This is a genomic window from Streptomyces sp. NPDC050636 (assembly GCF_040654775.1).
GTDB lineage: Bacteria > Actinomycetota > Actinomycetes > Streptomycetales > Streptomycetaceae > Streptomyces.
In genome coordinates this window covers 17,353-33,325 of the sequence record NZ_JBFAIP010000001.1, presented here as the reverse complement: position 1 = coordinate 33,325, position 15,973 = coordinate 17,353, and the positions used below count along the sequence as shown (strand labels likewise).

15 protein-coding genes are annotated in these 15,973 nt (G+C 71.4%); 12 read left to right on the top strand and 3 right to left on the bottom strand.

The window, feature by feature from the left end; genetic code table 11:
- Positions 1-73: 73 nt before the first annotated feature.
- From rsmI to AB0I10_RS00135, 6 genes are all read left to right on the top strand, one after another.
- On the top strand, positions 74-964 hold the full coding sequence (rsmI, locus tag AB0I10_RS00160) for a 16S rRNA (cytidine(1402)-2'-O)-methyltransferase (RefSeq protein ID WP_363149991.1): 891 nt from the start codon (positions 74-76) through the stop codon (positions 962-964).
- A gap of 170 nt (positions 965-1,134) precedes the next feature.
- Entirely contained in the window at positions 1,135-1,608 is a 474-nt protein-coding gene (locus tag AB0I10_RS00155) for a hypothetical protein (protein WP_363149990.1), read from the top strand.
- Between the two features lie 33 nt (positions 1,609-1,641).
- Entirely contained in the window at positions 1,642-2,526 is an 885-nt protein-coding gene (locus tag AB0I10_RS00150; RefSeq protein WP_363149989.1) for a TatD family hydrolase, read from the top strand.
- 123 nt (positions 2,527-2,649) lie between these two features.
- Positions 2,650-3,981, top strand: a complete 1,332-nt coding sequence (locus AB0I10_RS00145) for a ubiquitin-like domain-containing protein (RefSeq protein WP_363149988.1) — start codon at positions 2,650-2,652, stop codon at positions 3,979-3,981.
- 73 nt (positions 3,982-4,054) lie between these two features.
- On the top strand, positions 4,055-4,975 hold the full coding sequence (gene rsmA / locus AB0I10_RS00140; protein ID WP_363149987.1) for a 16S rRNA (adenine(1518)-N(6)/adenine(1519)-N(6))-dimethyltransferase RsmA: 921 nt from the start codon (positions 4,055-4,057) through the stop codon (positions 4,973-4,975).
- Between the two features lie 8 nt (positions 4,976-4,983).
- On the top strand, positions 4,984-5,898 hold the full coding sequence (locus AB0I10_RS00135; RefSeq protein WP_363150398.1) for a 4-(cytidine 5'-diphospho)-2-C-methyl-D-erythritol kinase: 915 nt from the start codon (positions 4,984-4,986) through the stop codon (positions 5,896-5,898).
- A 7-nt stretch (positions 5,899-5,905) separates the two neighbouring features.
- Here AB0I10_RS00135 and AB0I10_RS00130 read toward each other — a convergent pair whose 3' ends face one another.
- Positions 5,906-6,535, bottom strand: a complete 630-nt coding sequence (locus tag AB0I10_RS00130) for a Uma2 family endonuclease (protein WP_363149986.1) — start codon at positions 6,533-6,535, stop codon at positions 5,906-5,908.
- A gap of 145 nt (positions 6,536-6,680) precedes the next feature.
- Here AB0I10_RS00130 and AB0I10_RS00125 point away from each other — a divergent pair, with 145 nt between their 5' ends.
- Both AB0I10_RS00125 and AB0I10_RS00120 read left to right on the top strand, forming a co-directional pair.
- The gene (locus tag AB0I10_RS00125) at positions 6,681-8,501 is read left to right on the top strand and encodes an ABC-F family ATP-binding cassette domain-containing protein (protein ID WP_363149985.1); all 1,821 of its coding nucleotides are present in this window, start codon (positions 6,681-6,683) and stop codon (positions 8,499-8,501) included.
- Positions 8,502-8,682: 181 nt separating this feature from the next.
- Positions 8,683-9,408, top strand: coding sequence for a LuxR C-terminal-related transcriptional regulator (locus tag AB0I10_RS00120; RefSeq protein ID WP_363149984.1), 726 nt, complete (start codon positions 8,683-8,685; stop codon positions 9,406-9,408).
- A gap of 30 nt (positions 9,409-9,438) precedes the next feature.
- Here the strand turns inward: AB0I10_RS00120 and AB0I10_RS00115 are convergent, their stop codons facing one another.
- Both AB0I10_RS00115 and AB0I10_RS00110 read right to left on the bottom strand, forming a co-directional pair.
- Entirely contained in the window at positions 9,439-9,741 is a 303-nt protein-coding gene (locus tag AB0I10_RS00115) for a hypothetical protein (RefSeq protein ID WP_363149983.1), read from the bottom strand.
- 19 nt (positions 9,742-9,760) lie between these two features.
- A complete protein-coding gene (locus AB0I10_RS00110; protein ID WP_363149982.1) occupies positions 9,761-11,434 on the bottom strand; it encodes a sodium:solute symporter family protein in 1,674 nt (557 codons plus the stop codon).
- A gap of 257 nt (positions 11,435-11,691) precedes the next feature.
- Between AB0I10_RS00110 and galT the strand changes: the two genes are divergently transcribed.
- The 4 genes from galT to AB0I10_RS00090 all read left to right on the top strand — a co-directional run bounded on the left by galT (position 11,692) and on the right by AB0I10_RS00090 (position 15,953).
- Positions 11,692-12,765, top strand: coding sequence for a galactose-1-phosphate uridylyltransferase (gene galT / locus AB0I10_RS00105; protein WP_363149981.1), 1,074 nt, complete (start codon positions 11,692-11,694; stop codon positions 12,763-12,765).
- 8 nt (positions 12,766-12,773) lie between these two features.
- Complete coding sequence (gene galE / locus AB0I10_RS00100; protein WP_363150397.1) at positions 12,774-13,748, top strand: UDP-glucose 4-epimerase GalE; 975 nt, start codon at positions 12,774-12,776, stop codon at positions 13,746-13,748.
- Complete coding sequence (gene galK, locus AB0I10_RS00095) at positions 13,745-14,914, top strand: galactokinase (RefSeq protein WP_363149980.1); 1,170 nt, start codon at positions 13,745-13,747, stop codon at positions 14,912-14,914. The genes galE and galK overlap by 4 nt, the downstream gene beginning before the upstream one ends.
- A gap of 268 nt (positions 14,915-15,182) precedes the next feature.
- Entirely contained in the window at positions 15,183-15,953 is a 771-nt protein-coding gene (locus tag AB0I10_RS00090) for a response regulator transcription factor (protein ID WP_363149979.1), read from the top strand.
- The last annotated feature ends 20 nt before the right edge of the window (positions 15,954-15,973 follow it).

The window sequence follows — 15,973 nt, the reverse complement described above, 5'->3', positions numbered from 1 at the left end:
TGGATCAGGCGCGCTGCGCCGCCGGGCGGTGCCGCCGCGTCGGGCGGCATCCCCTCCCTGGGAGGATGGGGACGTGACTGGAACGCTGGTACTTGCAGGGACGCCCATCGGCGAGATCGCGGACGCCCCGCCGCGGCTCGCCACCGAGCTGGCCGCCGCCGATGTGATCGCCGCCGAGGACACCCGGCGGCTGCGCCGGCTGACCCAGGCGCTGGACGTCATCCCGACCGGGCGAGTCGTGTCGTACTTCGAGGGGAACGAAGCGGCCAGGACGCCGGAGCTGGCCGACGCGCTGGCCGGCGGCGCGCGGGTGCTGCTGGTCACCGACGCCGGGATGCCGTCGGTCTCCGACCCCGGCTACCGCCTGGTCGCCGCCGCCGTCGAACGCGGCATCAAGGTCACCGCCGTACCGGGCCCCAGCGCGGTGCTCACCGCCCTCGCCGTGTCCGGCCTGCCGGTGGACCGCTTCTGCTTCGAGGGCTTCCCTCCCCGCAAGGCCGGCGAGCGCCTCTCCCGGCTGCGCGAGGTCGCCGACGAGCGGCGCACCCTGGTGTATTTCGAGGCGCCGCACCGGCTGGACGACACCCTCGCCGCGATGGCCGAGGTCTTCGGCGCGGACCGGCGGGCCGCGGTCTGCCGCGAGCTGACCAAGACCTACGAAGAGGTCAAGCGCGGGCCGCTCGGCGAGCTCGCGCCCTGGGCGGCAGAGGGCGTACGCGGCGAGATCACGATCGTGGTCGAGGGGGCGGCGGAAACCGGTCCGCAGGACCTGGGCCCCGAGGAGCTGGTGCGGCGGGTTCGGATCCGTGAGGAGGCGGGGGAGCGCCGCAAAGAAGCCATCGCCGCGGTCGCCGCGGACGCCGGGCTACCCAAGCGCGAGGTCTTCGACGCGGTGGTCGCCGCGAAGAACGCGGCGCGAACGGAGTCGTCAAACGGCAGAACAGACTCATCGGTAGGTAAATGATTAGCCTGGAAGGTAAAGCGAGAGGCCGCGCAGCGGGGCGATTTTCCTACCGTCTGCCAAATCTGGGCCAATAGCCAACAGGCCAGCTGCGCCGTGGCCGGGAAAGGCGTTCCCTAGGGGAGGGACGTTCGGTCCCCGGAGACCTTGTCCAGCGGACAAGAGGAGCGGCAATGAGCGAAATCGCGCAAACAAAAAGCACCGCTACCAATGGCGCCCATCCCACCCCCCGGCCGGAGCCCGCCGCACACGAGGCCTACGCCTTCGCGTGCATGAAGTGCGGCCACGGCTGGGAGCAGGCGTACGAGATAGAGCACCAGGTGGACGCCAAAGGGGCCATGCACGTCGTGTACTACGCGGAGGGCGAGCGAGTCCCGTCCCCGTTGACCCGGCCCATCTGTCTGAACTGCGGTGCCACCGTCGTGCGCATCATGCGCTCCGGCCAGGTCTCGATGGTCTCCAACGCGATCGCGAGCATGCACCAGCGGCAGGGCAGTGGGCCTGCCAAGAACCACACCAAGAAGAACGGCGAGCCGGTGCCCGGGAAGGCCGCCGGGGAAAACACCGGCAGTACCGCCGAGGGCACCGGGCGCCACCACTGGCACCTCTCCGATCTGCTGCACCCCTTCCAGCACCACCGCAAGTGAGCCCCGGGCCGCGGCCCTCGTAGGATCGCGGCCATGGCTCAGAAGGACGACAAGGACAGGGACACCCCGCCGCCGCTGCCCGAACCGCTTCGGGTGCCGGTCGCGGACTCGCACACCCACCTGGACATGCAGGCAGGCACCGTCGAGGACGCGCTCGCCAAGGCCGCCTCCGTCGGCGTCACCACGGTGGTCCAGGTGGGCTGCGACCTGGCCGGTTCCCGGTGGGCCGCGGAGACCGCCGCCGCGTACGACAGCGTGCACGCCACGGTCGCGCTGCATCCCAACGAAGCGCCCCGCATCGTCCTCGGGGACCCGGACGGCTGGTCGCGGCAGGGCGCCCGGGAGGCGGGCGGCGACGACGCCCTGGACGCCGCGCTCGACGGGATCGACGCGCTGGCCGCCCTCCCGCACGTCCGCGGCGTCGGCGAGACCGGCCTGGACCACTTCCGGACCGGCCCCGACGGCATGGCCGCCCAGCAGCGGTCCTTCCGCGCCCATATCGAGATCGCCAAACGGCACGGCAAGGCCCTGGTCATCCACGACCGGGAGGCCCACGACGACGTGCTGCGGATCCTGCGCGAAGAGGGCGCGCCCGAGCGGGTCGTCTTCCACTGCTTCTCCGGCGACACCGCGATGGCCAAGATCTGCGCGGAGGCCGGCTACTTCCTGTCCTTCGCCGGGAACGTCACCTTCAAGAACGCCCAGCCGCTGCGCGATGCGCTCGCCGTTGCCCCGCCCGAACTGGTGCTCGTCGAGACCGACGCCCCCTTCCTCACCCCCGCGCCGTACCGCGGACGGCCGAACGCGCCCTACCTCATCCCCCTCACCCTGCGGGCGATGGCCGAGGTCAAGGGCATGACGGAGGACGCGCTGGCCTCCGCCGTCGCGGCGAACACGGCGCGCGCGTTCGACTACTGACCCCGCCGCGGGCCGCCCGCCCACACCGGCGCGCGCACGTTCCGTAGCGGGTCGACTTTGGAGAGTCACCTCCGCTCCGCTACATTCCGGCGCGTCAAGGCCATCTGTGGCATGTGGAGCGTCGTGAGTCATTCGCAGAGCAGCCACCGCGCCGCGCGCAGCCGTCGCGGCCGGAGCACCACACCACCGAAGAACCCGTACGAGCTCAAGACCCTGACCGTCCCGCGCGGCCTGCTGCCCCGACAGGCGGCGGCCCCTGAAACGAGCGGCACCCCGGCCACCGGTGGCCCGCCCCCCGGCAGCCGGGCCGCCGCCCGCCGAGCCGCCGGCGCGACCGGCCGCCGCCGGCGCCCCGCCGAACGCCCCGAAACGCTGCGCCGGCTGCTGCCCCGGGCCCTCGTCGTCGCCTTTCTCGCCGGCGGCACCACCGCCTTCATCGCCCACGACAAGGCGATCCGGCTCAGCGTCGACGGCGACCCGCGCACCCTCCACACCTTCGCCGACGACGTCGACGACCTCCTGGAGGCCGAGCATCAGGACATCGGCCGGCACGACATCGTCGCGCCCGCCCCCGGCACCGCGCTCACCAGCGGCGATGAGGTCGTCATCCGGCACGGCCGGCCGGTCGTCCTCACCCTCGACGGAGAGCGCCGCCAGGTGTGGACCACCGCCGAAACCGTCGACGGCGCACTGCGCCAGCTCGGCGTACGCGCCGAGGGCGCCTACCTCTCCAGCTCCCGCTCGCGGCGCATCGGCCCGCACGGCCTGGAGCTGGCCGTACGCACCGAACGCTCGGTGGTCTTCATCGCCGACGGCCGCGAATACCGCGTCCGCACCAACGCCGCGACGGTCCGCGAAGCCCTCGAAGAGGCCGGTCTCGCGCTCCGCGACGAGGACACCACCTCGGTGCCGCCGGACAGCTTCCCGCGCGAGGGCCAGACCGTCTCCGTACTGCGGATCACCGGCTCCCGGAAGGTGCGTGAGGAGCCCGTCCCCTTCCGTACGGTCAAGCGGAGCGACCCGCAGCTGACCCGCGGCACGGAGGCGGTGGTCCAGCAGGGGCGGCCCGGCGTGCGGCGCGTCACCTACCGGCTGCGCACCGTCAACGGGGTCAAGCAGAAGCCGCGGCGGGTGGCCACGGACGTGGTGCGCGCGCCGCGCCCGCAGATCGTGCACATCGGCACCAAGGAGCTGCCGACCTCCGTAGGCGGCGCCGACCACCTCGCCTGGGGTTCGCTCGCGCAGTGCGAGGCGGGCGGCCGGCCGAACGCCGTCGACGCATCGGGCACCTACGGCGGCCTCTACCAGTTCGACGTCGGCACCTGGCACCGCCTCGGCGGCAGCGGCCGCCCGCAGGACGCGCCCGCCCAGGAGCAGACCTACCGCGCCAAGAAGCTCTACGTCACCCGGGGGGCGAGCCCGTGGCCGGTCTGCGGCCGTAAGCTTCACCAGTGAGCGTGAACGAGCGTAGCGAGCGAACAAGTGAAAGGTGCGCGCCGTGCGAATGCGCGGCCGGGCCTAGCGAGGCATGGGCATGAGCAGCAGTGATGAATCCGGGCCCCTCCTCGGGCCCGCCGATGTCCGCGAGTTGGCCGCCGCGCTGGGCGTACGCCCCACCAAGCAGCGCGGCCAGAACTTCGTGATCGACGCCAACACCGTCCGCCGGATCGTGCGGACTGCCGGCGTCCGGCCCGACGATGTCGTCGTCGAGATCGGCCCCGGCCTCGGCTCGCTGACGCTGGGCCTGCTGGAGGCCGCCGACCGGGTCACCGCCATCGAGATCGACGAGGTGCTCGCGGCCGCGCTGCCGGCCACCATCGCGGCCCGGATGCCCGACCGCGCCGACCGCTTCACGCTGGTCCACAGCGATGCGATGCACGTCGACGAGCTGCCCGGCGCCGCGCCCACCGCGCTGGTCGCCAACCTGCCGTACAACGTCGCGGTCCCGGTGCTGCTGCACATGCTCGCGACCTTCCCCACCATCGACCGCACGCTGGTGATGGTGCAGGCCGAGGTCGCCGACCGGCTGGCCGCCCGGCCCGGCAACAAGGTCTACGGCGTGCCGTCCGTCAAGGCGAACTGGTATGCCGAGGTCAAGCGGGCCGGGGCGATCGGCCGCAATGTCTTCTGGCCCGCGCCGAACGTCGACTCCGGGCTGGTCTCGCTGGTCCGCCGCGACAAGCCGCCGACGACCACGGCCAGCCGCGCCGAGGTGTTCGCCGTCGTCGACGCGGCGTTCGCCCAGCGCCGCAAGACGCTGCGGGCCGCGCTGTCGGGATGGGCCGGATCGGCCGCCGCGGCGGAGGCCGCGCTGGTCGCGGCGGGCATCTCGCCGCAGGCCCGCGGCGAGGCGCTGACCGTCGAGGAGTTCGCGCGGATCGCCGAACACAAGGGACCGGGCGGGACACCGGGGATCCGGCAGGCACAGGCAGGGGGAGACACCGTATGAGCAGCCCGATGAGCAGCCCGATCAACAGCGCCCCGGTCACCGTCCGGGTGCCGGCCAAGGTCAATGTCCAGCTGGCCGTCGGCGCCGCCCGCCCCGACGGCTTCCACGACCTGGCGAATGTCTTTCTCGCCGTCGGCCTCTACGACGAGGTCACCGCCACCCCTTCGGACACACTGCGGATCACCGCCGAGGGCCACGACGTCGACCAGATCCCGCTGGACCGTACGAACCTGGCCGCCCGCGCCGCCGAGCTCCTCGCCGCCCGGTACGGCCTCGACCCGCACGTCCATCTGCACATCGCCAAGGACATCCCCGTCGCGGGCGGCATGGCCGGCGGCAGCGCGGACGCCGCGGGCGCCCTGCTGGCCTGCGACGCCCTCTGGTCGACGGGCGCCTCGCGCACCGAACTCCTCGACATCTGCGCCGAGTTGGGCAGCGATGTGCCGTTCAGCCTGGTCGGCGGCGCGGCCCTGGGCCGCGGCCGCGGGGAGCTGCTGACGCCGCTCACCGTCGGCGGCACCTTCCACTGGGTCTTCGCGGTCGCCGACGGCGGCCTGTCGACGCCGGCCGTCTACCGGGAGTTCGACCGGCTGACGGAGGGCACGGACGTGCCCGAGCCGGAGGCGGCGCCGGAGCTGCTGGCCGCGCTGGAGTCCGGGGACGCGGGCGCGCTCGCCGCGGCGCTCAGCAACGACCTGCAGGCCGCGGCGGTCTCCCTGCGGCCCGCGCTGACCGCGACCCTGGACGCCGGTACCGCGGCCGGTGCGCTGGCCGCGCTGGTCTCCGGCTCCGGGCCGACGACCGCGTTCCTGGTCAAGGACGCGGAGGCGGCGCGGGACGTGGCGGCGGCGCTGCTGGCGTCGGGGACCTGCCGGTCGGTGCGTACGGCGGTGGCGCCGGCGGAGGGTGCGACGGTGGCGTGAGGACGCCCTACAGCTTGTCGATGGCGGTCAGGTCGATGTCGACGGCGTAGGGCACGTCGACTTTGATCCGGTCGCGGTGCATGCCGGCGTGCACATAGACCCCGGTGACCGGGTCGAGTTCGTAAACGTGGATGACGGGCTTGCCGTTGGCTCCGCTCTCCTCGACCCGCCAGAAGTTCTCGATCCCGGCTGCGGCGTACTTCCGCGGCTTGGTCGTGCGATCTCGGGACGCTGATTCCGGGGAGACGACCTCGATGGCGAGGAGCACGTCCTTGGCCTGGTACCTCGTCTTGTGCCGTCCGGTGACCGCGTCAGCCCTGATCACGCTGACGTCGGGTTCGGGACCGTTGCGCTCGTCGAGGATGACGGTCATCTCCCGCCGCACGCGGAACTCGTCCGGGGCTGTGGCGCGCAAGCCGTGCTCCAAGAGATACAGCATCAGCGTGTGGAACTCCCGCTGCGGACTCACGAAGACCAGGCTCCCGTCGATCAATTGAGTGTGCGGCGGGAGGTCGGGCAGGGTGAACAGGTCGTCCACGGTCCAGCCGTCCAGTGGTGGCACCGGCCACCGCGAGGTCGGCTCGGAGACGGGCTCGGCGGCCTCGGAGATCGGCTCGGCGGTCATGGTTCCTCCCATGGACGGGATTCTTCGGCCTGCCAGTCCACCGTAGCGGCCATATCCCGATCACGTCATCACAAAGAGTGACCGCCCCCTCGCGCCCCGCCTCTTACCTCGGAGGACCTACTCTTGGTGCTGATCGTTCCCCGCGCACAGGAGAGAAATGGCCACCAACCTCGTCAATCTGGAAGCCGTCGGCAAGGTCTACGGAACGCGTGCCCTGCTCGACGGTATCTCCCTCGGCGTCAGCGAAGGGGACCGGATCGGCGTCGTCGGGCGTAACGGGGACGGCAAGACCACCCTGATCCGGATTCTCGCCAAGCTGGAGGGCGCGGACGACGGGCGGGTCACCCACTCCGGCGGCCTGCGGCTGGGCGTGCTGACCCAGCACGATTCACTCGACCCGGCGGCCACCGTCCGGCACGAGGTGATCGGCGACCTCGCCGACCACGAGTGGGCCGGCAACGCCAAGATCCGGGATGTGCTCACCGGGCTGTTCGGCGGCCTCGACCTGCCCGGCTTCGGACAGGGGCTGGACACCGTCATCGGGCCGCTGTCGGGTGGTGAGCGCCGCCGGATCGCGCTCGCCAAACTCCTCATCGCCGAGCAGGACCTGATCGTGCTCGACGAGCCCACCAACCACCTCGACGTGGAGGGCATTTCCTGGCTGGCCCGGCATCTGCGGGAGCGTCGCTCCGCGCTGGTCGTCGTCACCCACGACCGGTGGTTCCTGGACCAGGTCTGCACCCGCATGTGGGACGTCCAGCGCGGTGACGTGCACGAATACGAGGGCGGCTACAGCGACTACGTCTTCGCGCGGGCCGAGCGGGAGCGGATCGCGGCCACCGAAGAGGTCAAGCGGCAGAACCTGATGCGCAAGGAGCTGGCATGGCTGCGGCGCGGCGCCCCGGCCCGTACGAGCAAGCCGAGGTTCCGTATCGAGGCCGCCAACGAACTGATCGCGGATGTGCCGCCGCCGCGGGACAGCGCCGAGCTGATGAAGTTCGCCAGCTCCCGCCTGGGCAAGACCGTCTTCGAGCTCAAGGACGTCACCGTCCAGGTCGGCCCGCAGAGTCCATCAGCGGCTCCGCCGCGGGTGCTGCTGAAGCACCTGACCTGGCAGCTCGGCCCCGGCGACCGGATCGGCCTGGTGGGCGTCAACGGCGCGGGCAAGACCTCGCTGCTGCGCGCCCTGTCCGAGGCGGCCCGTACGGAAGGCGAGACGCAGCCCGCGGCCGGCCGGATCATCGTCGGCAAGACCGTCAAGCTGGCCTATCTCTCCCAGGAGGTCGGCGAACTCGACCCCGAGCTGCGGGTGCTGGAGGCCGTCCAGCGGGTGCGCGAGCGGGTCGACCTCGGCAAGGGCCGGGAGATGACCGCGGGCCAGCTGTGCGAGAAGTTCGGCTTCACGAAGGAGAAGCAGTGGACGCCGGTCGGCGACCTCTCCGGCGGTGAACGCCGCCGCCTGCAGATCCTGCGCCTGCTCATGGACGAGCCCAACGTCCTCTTCCTCGACGAGCCCACCAACGACCTCGACATCGAGACGCTGACCCAGCTGGAGGATCTGCTCGACGGCTGGCCGGGCTCGCTGATCGTCATCAGCCACGACCGGTACTTCGTCGAACGCACCACGGACCGCGTCTTCGCGCTCCTCGGCGACGCCACGCTGCGGATGCTGCCGCGCGGCCTCGACGAGTACCTGGAGCGCCGCCAGCAGGTGATCGACGCCGCGACGCCGGCGCCCGCGCAGACCGCGGCGCCCAAGAAGGCGGCGGCCGTCAACCGTGCGGCGCAGAAGGAACTCCAGAAGATCGAGCGGCAGTTGGACAAGATCGGCGACAAGGAGGCCAAGCTGCACACCCAGATCGCCGAGAACGCCACCGACTTCGAGAAGGTCGCCGGCCTCGACGCCCAGTTGCGCGAACTGGCCGGTGAGCGGGACGAGTTGGAGATGCGCTGGCTGGAGCTGGCCGAGGACGCGTAGCACGGACCCTCTGTTGCCCCGGGGGTGGCAACCGGCCCCGATTGGCCGGGATTCCAGCATTCCGGGGGGCTTATCCCCGGTAGGGGGCGCGCTCGACCGGCCGAGCGTGTAGCTTCCCGGGGACAAAGGGGCCCGGCGGGGGCCGGGGGCGGGGCCCGCCGGGGAGTGAAGGGGTGGCTCGATGGGCGTCCGGCTCATGGTGGTCGACGATCACCGTCTGCTCGCCGAGGCGCTCGCCTCGGCCCTGAAGCTGCGGGGGCACCGGGTTCTGGCGGCGGCCGCGCCGAGCGCGGGGGCCGCGGATCTCGTCGTGAGCCGGGCGCCGGAGGTGTGCCTGATGGGCACGGCGGCGCCCGCGGAGCCGGGCGCGTTCGACCCGGTCGTACGGATCAAGAAGGAGCGGCCGCAGGTCGCGGTGGTGGTGCTGGGGCCGGTTCCCAGCCCGCGCGGTATCGCCGCCGCCTTCGCGGCCGGGGCCTCCGGCTATGTCCGTAACGACGAGCGGATCGAGGGTGTGGAACGCGCCATGATGAAGGCGCGGGCCGGGGAGGCGGCCATCTCGCCGCAGCTGCTGCGCGGAGCCTTCGAGGAGCTGTTGCACCCCGCCGCCAAGCCGGACGACGAGGGCGCACGGCTGCTGGAGCTGCTCACCCCGCGCGAGGTCGAGGTGCTGATGCGGGTCGCGGACGGCGAGGACACCCGGCTGATCGCGGCCGGTATGTCGATCGCGCCGAGCACCGCGCGGACGCATGTGCAGCGGGTGCTGATGAAGCTGGAGGTGGGCTCCCGGCTGGAGGCCGCCGCGCTGGCGGCGCGCACCGGGCTACTGGACCGGGCGGCCCGCGGCGGCTGCCCGGCCGCGCGCGGGGCGGCGGGACCGGACGAACCGGCCCCGCCGCACCCGTAACAGGAGCCGGAGACGTAGCGGGCGCCCGGCTCAGCTCGCCGGCGGGCCGGGCTCGCCGGTGAGCTCGTCCACCGTCGGCGGGACGGCCGGCCGCAGCTTCATCCAGGCCAGGAAGAACAGTCCGAGGGCGAGCATGCCCAGGCCCGTCCAGAGGTTGATGTTGATGTCCTGGGCCTTCTTGAGGTCGGCGTCGGAGGCCGTGATCCCGGCGATGGTGACGATCACGCCGTAGACGACGAACAGGCCGCCGATGATGCGCCGTACGTCGAAGAGCCGCGCGGCGGTCGCGGACTCGCGTTCCAGTTCCTCGACTTCGTGCTGGTAGTCGCTCATGGTGCGTTCCTCGGCGGTCTCAGAAGGAGAAGGGGATGTAGCAGACGGCGGCGAGCACGATCGCGCTCCAGCCCAGCAGGGCCGGCTTGCGGTACCACGCGTCGTCGCCCTCGGCGGGCGGCTCCTCCATACCGGGGGAGCGCGTTCCGTAGACCAGGCCCGCCAGCGATTCCACCGGCTTGGGCTTGGTGACCAGCGTGACGATCAGCATCACCAGCGCGCCGACGACGAACGCCACGATGGAGGAGACGAAGTTGGCGCCCTGCTCGGAGGGGATGGAGATGATGCCCTGCTTGTAGAGCCAGAAGTAGTTGATCATCGCGGCCACCGTGCCGGACAGCAGGCCCCAGAATCCGGCCGCGGCGCTGGTCCGCTTCCAGAACATGCCGATGATGAACACCACGAACAGCGGGACGTTGAAGAACGAGAACAGTGTCTGGAGGTAGTTCATGATGTTGCTGAAGGACGAGGCGATGACGGCCGTGCCCATGCCCATCAGCACGCCCACGGCGGTGACCACGCGCCCGGTCTTGAGGTAGTGGCTGTCCGGGCGGCCCTTCTTGAGGTACGCGGCCCAGATGTCGTTGGTGAAGACCGTGTTGAAGGACGACACGTTGGCGGCCATACCGGCCATGAACGCGGCGAGCAGACCGGTCACCGCGATGCCCAGGACGCCGTTGGGCAGCAGGTCCCGCATCAGTACCGGAATCGCGTCGTTGTACTGGAGCCCGTCCGCGCCGCCCTTGCCCAGCGACGGCTCCATGACCAGCGCGATCAGGCCCGGCACCACCACGACCATGGGGATGAGGATCTTGGGGAAGGCGGCGATGAGCGGGGTGCGCTTGGCGGCCGAGAGGTTCTTCGCGGACAGTGCGCGCTGCACCTCGGCGAAGTTCGTCGTCCAGTAGCCGAAGCTCATCACGAAGCCGAGGCCGAGGACGATGGTCAGCCAGTTCGCGCCGAGCGGGTTGCTCTCGCCGATGCCGGTGCCCTTCCAGGCGGTCAGGAACGCGTCGCCGTGGGAGGAGGTCAGTGACGCGGTCAGCCCGTCCCAGCCGCCGACGCGCTTGAGGCCGACGATGGTCAGCGGGATCAGCGCGGCCAGGATGACGAAGAACTGCAGCACCTCGTTGTAGATCGCCGAGGAGAGGCCGCCGATGGTGATGTACGCCAGGACGAAGAAGCCGGCGATGACGATGGCCACCCACTGCGGCCAGCCCAGCAGCGCCTGGAGCACGATCGCCATCGCGTACAGGTTCACGCCGGCGATCAGCACCGACGAGACGGCGAAGATGACCGACGACAGCAGGTGCGAGGAGGGCCCGAAGCGGTGCAGCAGGAACTCGGGCACCGAGCGGACCTTGGAGCCGTAGTAGAACGGCATCATCACCAGGCCGAGGAAGACCATCGCCGGGATGGCGCCGATCCAGTACCAGTGGACGGTGTACGCCCCGTACTGCGCGCCGTTGGCGGCCATACCGAGGATCTCGGTGGCGCCGAGGTTGGCGGCGACGAATGCGAGACCGGTGACCCAGGCGGGCAGCGACCGGCCGGAGAGAAAGAAGTCCAGGCTCGTCCGCACGCTCCGTTTGGCCGCGAACCCGATGCCGAGGACGACGATGAAGTAGATGGCCAGGATGGTGTAGTCGAGCCCGTTGGTGGGGAGCCGGAGGCCTTCGGCCAAGTTGATCATGGGGGACTCATTTCGGGGGTCTGGGGGGCGTCCCCCAGCGGACACAGCGTTGCGCGATCTGAACGCACAGAAAGCTACGCGCGGACGTTCAGAAACTGAACACTTTTGTTGGTTCTATTTGTTGGACTGTGATCGGCCGAGGCGTTATGTCACGGGATGTGCAGCACTGACTTGGCGTCGACTCGGCGTTGACGCCGCTGTTCGCTTATGCTTCATTGTGTTTGTTTGTGTTTGGGTCGGGGTGGTGAGGAGCTCCAGTGAAGAAGACGACGACGCGGCTCGCGGACGGCCGGGAGCTGATCTACTACGACTCGCGTGACGATGTCGTACGCGAGGCCGTCGATCGCCGCCCCCTCGACCCCGTCGCCACCGCCTCCGAGATCCGCCACGACCGCCTCCTCGGCGACTCCGTCGCCATCGCCTCGCACCGCCAGGGCCGCACCTACCACCCGCCGGCCGACGAGTGCCCGCTGTGCCCCTCCCGCGACGGCCGGCTCTCCGAGATCCCCGCAGCCGACTACGACGTCGCCGTCTTCGAGAACCGCTTTCCCTCCCTCGCCGGTGACAGCGGCCGCTGCGAGGTCGTCTGCTTCACCTCCGACCATGACGCGTCCTTCGCCGACCTCACCGACGGACACGCCGCCCTGGTCCTGGAAGCCTGGACCGACCGCACCGCCGAGCTGTCCCAACTCCCGGGCGTGGAGCAGGTCTTCTGCTTCGAGAACCGCGGCGCGGAGATCGGCGTCACGCTCGGCCATCCGCACGGCCAGATCTACGCGTACCCCTTCACCACGCCACGCACCCAGCGGATGCTCGCCTCGCTCGCCGCACACCGCGAGCGCACCGGCGGCCGCAACCTCTTCGACGACCTCCTCGCCGACGAGCGCGCCGACGGCCGCCGCATCGTGCTGGACGGCGACCACTGGACCGCCTTCGTCCCGTACGCCGCCCACTGGCCCTACGAGGTGCACCTCTACCCCAAGCGTCGGGTCCCCGACCTGCTCGCCCTCGACGACGACGCGCGCACAGAATTCCCACAGATCTATCTGGAAGTCTTGCGACGGTTCGACCGGATCTTCGATGGGCGGAGTGGCGGGGACGAGGGTGCGCGCGAGGCTCCGACGCCGTATATCGCCGCCTGGCACCAGGCGCCGGTACGCGCTGCGGACCGCGCCGACTTCGCGCTCCACCTTGAGGTTTTCACCATTCGAAGGACTCCCGGCAAGCTGAAGTTCCTCGCGGGTTCGGAATCCGGCATGAATGTGTTCATCAACGATGTGCCGCCGGAGGCCGCGGCCGCGCGACTGCGAGAGGTAGCGAGCGAGTCATGAGCAAGCCTGTGTCTGCCAAGTACCTGGTGACGGGTGGGGCCGGTTATGTCGGAAGCGTGGTCGCCCAGCACCTGCTGGAGGCCGGTCATGCGGTGACCGTCCTCGACAACCTCTCGACCGGCTTCCGGGCGGGTCTCCCCGCGGGCGCCGAGTTCATCGAGGGCGACATCCGCGACGCCGCGAAGTGGCTGGACTCCTCATACGACGCGGTGCTGCACTTCGCCGCGTTCTCGCAGGTCGGCGAGTCCGTCGTGAAGCCCGAGAAGTACTGGGACAACAACGTCGGCGGCACCATGGCGCTGCTGGCGGCGATGCGCTCGGCCGGTGTGCGCAAGCTCGTCTTCTCGTCCACCGCGGCGACGTACGGCGAGCCGGTGAGCACCCCGATCACCGAGACCGACCCGACCGCCCCCACCTCGCCGTACGGCGCCAGCAAGCTCGCCGTCGACCACATGATCAGCGGCGAGGCCACCGCCCACGGCCTGGCCGCCGTCTCGCTGCGCTACTTCAACGTCGCCGGCGCCTACGGCAGCTGCGGCGAGCGCCACGACCCCGAGTCGCACCTCATCCCGCTCGTCCTCCAGGTGGCCCAGGGCAAGCGCGAGGCGATCTCCGTCTTCGGCGACGACTACCCCACACCCGACGGCACCTGCGTACGCGACTACATCCATGTCGCCGACCTCGCCGACGCCCACCTCCTCGCCCTCGGCGCGGCCACCGCCGGCGAGCACCTGATCTGCAACCTCGGCAACGGCAACGGGTTCTCCGTCCGCGAGGTCATCGAAACGGTCCGCAAGGTCACCGGACACCCCATCCCCGAGATCGTCGCCCCGCGCCGCGGCGGCGACCCCGCCGTGCTGGTGGCCTCCGCGCAGAACGCCGTCGACCGCCTCGGCTGGCGGCCCGGCCGCGCCGACCTCGCCGGAATCGTCGCCGACGCGTGGGCTTTCGCTCAGGCACATGCGAAGGAGTGGTCCCCGTGACAGACACGGAGCACGGGCCGAGCCGGACCGCCGCGGCCTTCCGCGACGTATACGGGGCGGAGCCCCACGGCATCTGGGCGGCGCCGGGCCGGGTCAACCTGATCGGTGAACACACCGACTACAACGACGGCTTCGTGATGCCGCTGGCCCTCCCGCACACCACCCTCGCCGCCGCCTCGGCCCGCACCGACGGCGTCCTGCGCTTGCACTCGGGCGGCGCCGCCGGCGGCATCGTCGAACTGCGCACCGACGACCTGCGGCCCGCCCCCGACGGGGGCTGGGCCGCCTACCCGGCGGGCGTCGTCTGGGCCATGCGGGAGGCCGGCCTGCCGGTGGGCGGCGCGGATCTGCACTACGACAGCACGGTGCCCACCGGCGCCGGACTGTCCTCCTCCGCCGCTCTGGAGGTCGTCACCGCGCTGGCCCTCAACGATCTCTACGCGCTCGGCCTCGCCCCGCAGGAACTCGCCCGGCTCGCCCAGCGCGCCGAGAACGCGTTCGTCGGCGTGCCCGTCGGAATCATGGACCAGACCGCGGCCGCCTGCTGCACCGAGGGCCACGCCCTGTTCCTGGACACCCGGGACTTGTCCCAGCGTCAAGTTCCGTTCGATTTGGCGGGGGAGGGGCTGCGGCTCCTCGTCGTCGACACCCGGGTGCAGCATGAACTCGGGGACGGCGCATACGCACAGCGGCGCGCCGGATGTGAGCGTGGCGCGCGGGCGCTCGGCGTGAACACCCTGCGCGAGATTTCCCTCGCGCATCTGCCCGAGGCATTGGACGAACTCTCCGGCGACCCGGTCGTCCAGGCCCTCGTACGGCACATCGTCACCGAGAACCACCGCGTCGAAGAGGTCATCGCCCACCTCGACGCCGGCCGGACCCGCGCCATCGGCCCGCTGCTGACCGCCGGACACGCCTCGCTCCGCGACGACTTCAACGTCTCCTGCGCCGAACTGGATCTCGCCGTCGACACGGCCGATGCGGCGGGCGCCCTGGGCGCCCGGATGACCGGCGGCGGCTTCGGCGGCTCCGCGATCGTACTCGTCGAGGAGGCCGACGCACAGACCGTCACCAAAGCGATCACCGAAGCCTTCGCGGCCGCCGGACACCCCGCCCCACGGGTCTTCACCGCCGTACCCAGCGCCGGAGCGCGCCGCCTGCGGTAGGGCGCGTCGGACGGCGCGCGGCCACCGGGGCGTCGCAAAACGGCCCGGCCGAACGGGGCAGTTTCGCCAATCGCCCTCCCTCGCCGTACCCCGTCCGTACGCTGAGATCAGCACCGGTGGGGGCCGGTGCTGATCAGGGGGCGAGACCGCCGGGTGCGGCGTCCGGGGTGGGGGAGCCAGACGGTACGGCGGCGGCCGTGCGGCAGAGGCGATCTTCAATCCGGGCGTCGCGCCCGCTATGGTCCGTTCACCGAGACAGGGGGTCTCTGTGCAACGCATCCGGGTTCTGGTGGTCGACGACCACCGCATCTTCGCCGAATCCCTGGCAGCCGCGCTCGCCGCGGAACAGGACGTGGACGTGGCGGCGGCGGGCAGCGCCGCCGCGGCGCTGCGCAATCTGGAGCGGGCGGCCGCCGACGGCCGCCGCTTCGACGTGCTGCTGGCCGACGCCGACCTCGCCGCACCGCTGACCGCGGTGCCCGCGCAGCCGTCCGCCCGCGACGCCGCACCACGCGGCGGCCCGCTCGACGGCATAGCGCTGGTCTCCGCCCTGCGCTCCGGCCATCCGTACCTGCGCACGGTCGTCGTGGCCGAGCGCGACGAACCACGCCGCGCCGCCGCCGCCCTCCAGGCCGGCGCCTCCGGCTGGGTCGCCAAGGACTGCTCGCTCTCCCGGCTGCTCGCCGTCATCCGCGGTGTGCTGCGGGACGAGACGCATCTGCCGCCCGCGCTGCTCACCGGCGTGCTGCGGGAGCTGACGGCCGCCCGCAAGCACCGTACGGAGAGCGAGCGGCTGGTGGAGTCGCTGACGCCGCGTGAGCGTGAGGTTCTGCGCTGCATGGTGGCGGGGCTGGGCCGCAAGGCGGTCGCCGAGCGGCTGTTCCTCTCCCCGCACACCGTCCGTACACATATGCAGAATGTGCTCGGCAAGCTGGGGGTGCACTCCACGCTCGCGGCGGTGGCACTGGCCCGGCGGGCCGGGGTGGGGCCGGTCGAGATCGAGACGGCGGCCGCGGCGGCGTCGGTGCCGGTGCCCTGAGGCCGCGGCGGTCGGAACGC

Coding starts and splice junctions, on each gene's coding strand:
- AB0I10_RS00155 (WP_363149990.1), top strand. CDS start 1,135: ATGAGCGAAATCGCGCAAACAAAAAGCACCGCTACCAATGGCGCCCAT.
- AB0I10_RS00150 (WP_363149989.1), top strand. CDS start 1,642: ATGGCTCAGAAGGACGACAAGGACAGGGACACCCCGCCGCCGCTGCCC.
- rsmA (WP_363149987.1), top strand. CDS start 4,055: ATGGGCATGAGCAGCAGTGATGAATCCGGGCCCCTCCTCGGGCCCGCC.
- AB0I10_RS00135 (WP_363150398.1), top strand. CDS start 4,984: ATGAGCAGCCCGATCAACAGCGCCCCGGTCACCGTCCGGGTGCCGGCC.
- AB0I10_RS00130 (WP_363149986.1), bottom strand. CDS start 6,535: ATGGGAGGAACCATGACCGCCGAGCCGATCTCCGAGGCCGCCGAGCCC.
- AB0I10_RS00125 (WP_363149985.1), top strand. CDS start 6,681: ATGGCCACCAACCTCGTCAATCTGGAAGCCGTCGGCAAGGTCTACGGA.
- AB0I10_RS00120 (WP_363149984.1), top strand. CDS start 8,683: ATGGGCGTCCGGCTCATGGTGGTCGACGATCACCGTCTGCTCGCCGAG.
- AB0I10_RS00115 (WP_363149983.1), bottom strand. CDS start 9,741: ATGAGCGACTACCAGCACGAAGTCGAGGAACTGGAACGCGAGTCCGCG.
- AB0I10_RS00110 (WP_363149982.1), bottom strand. CDS start 11,434: ATGATCAACTTGGCCGAAGGCCTCCGGCTCCCCACCAACGGGCTCGAC.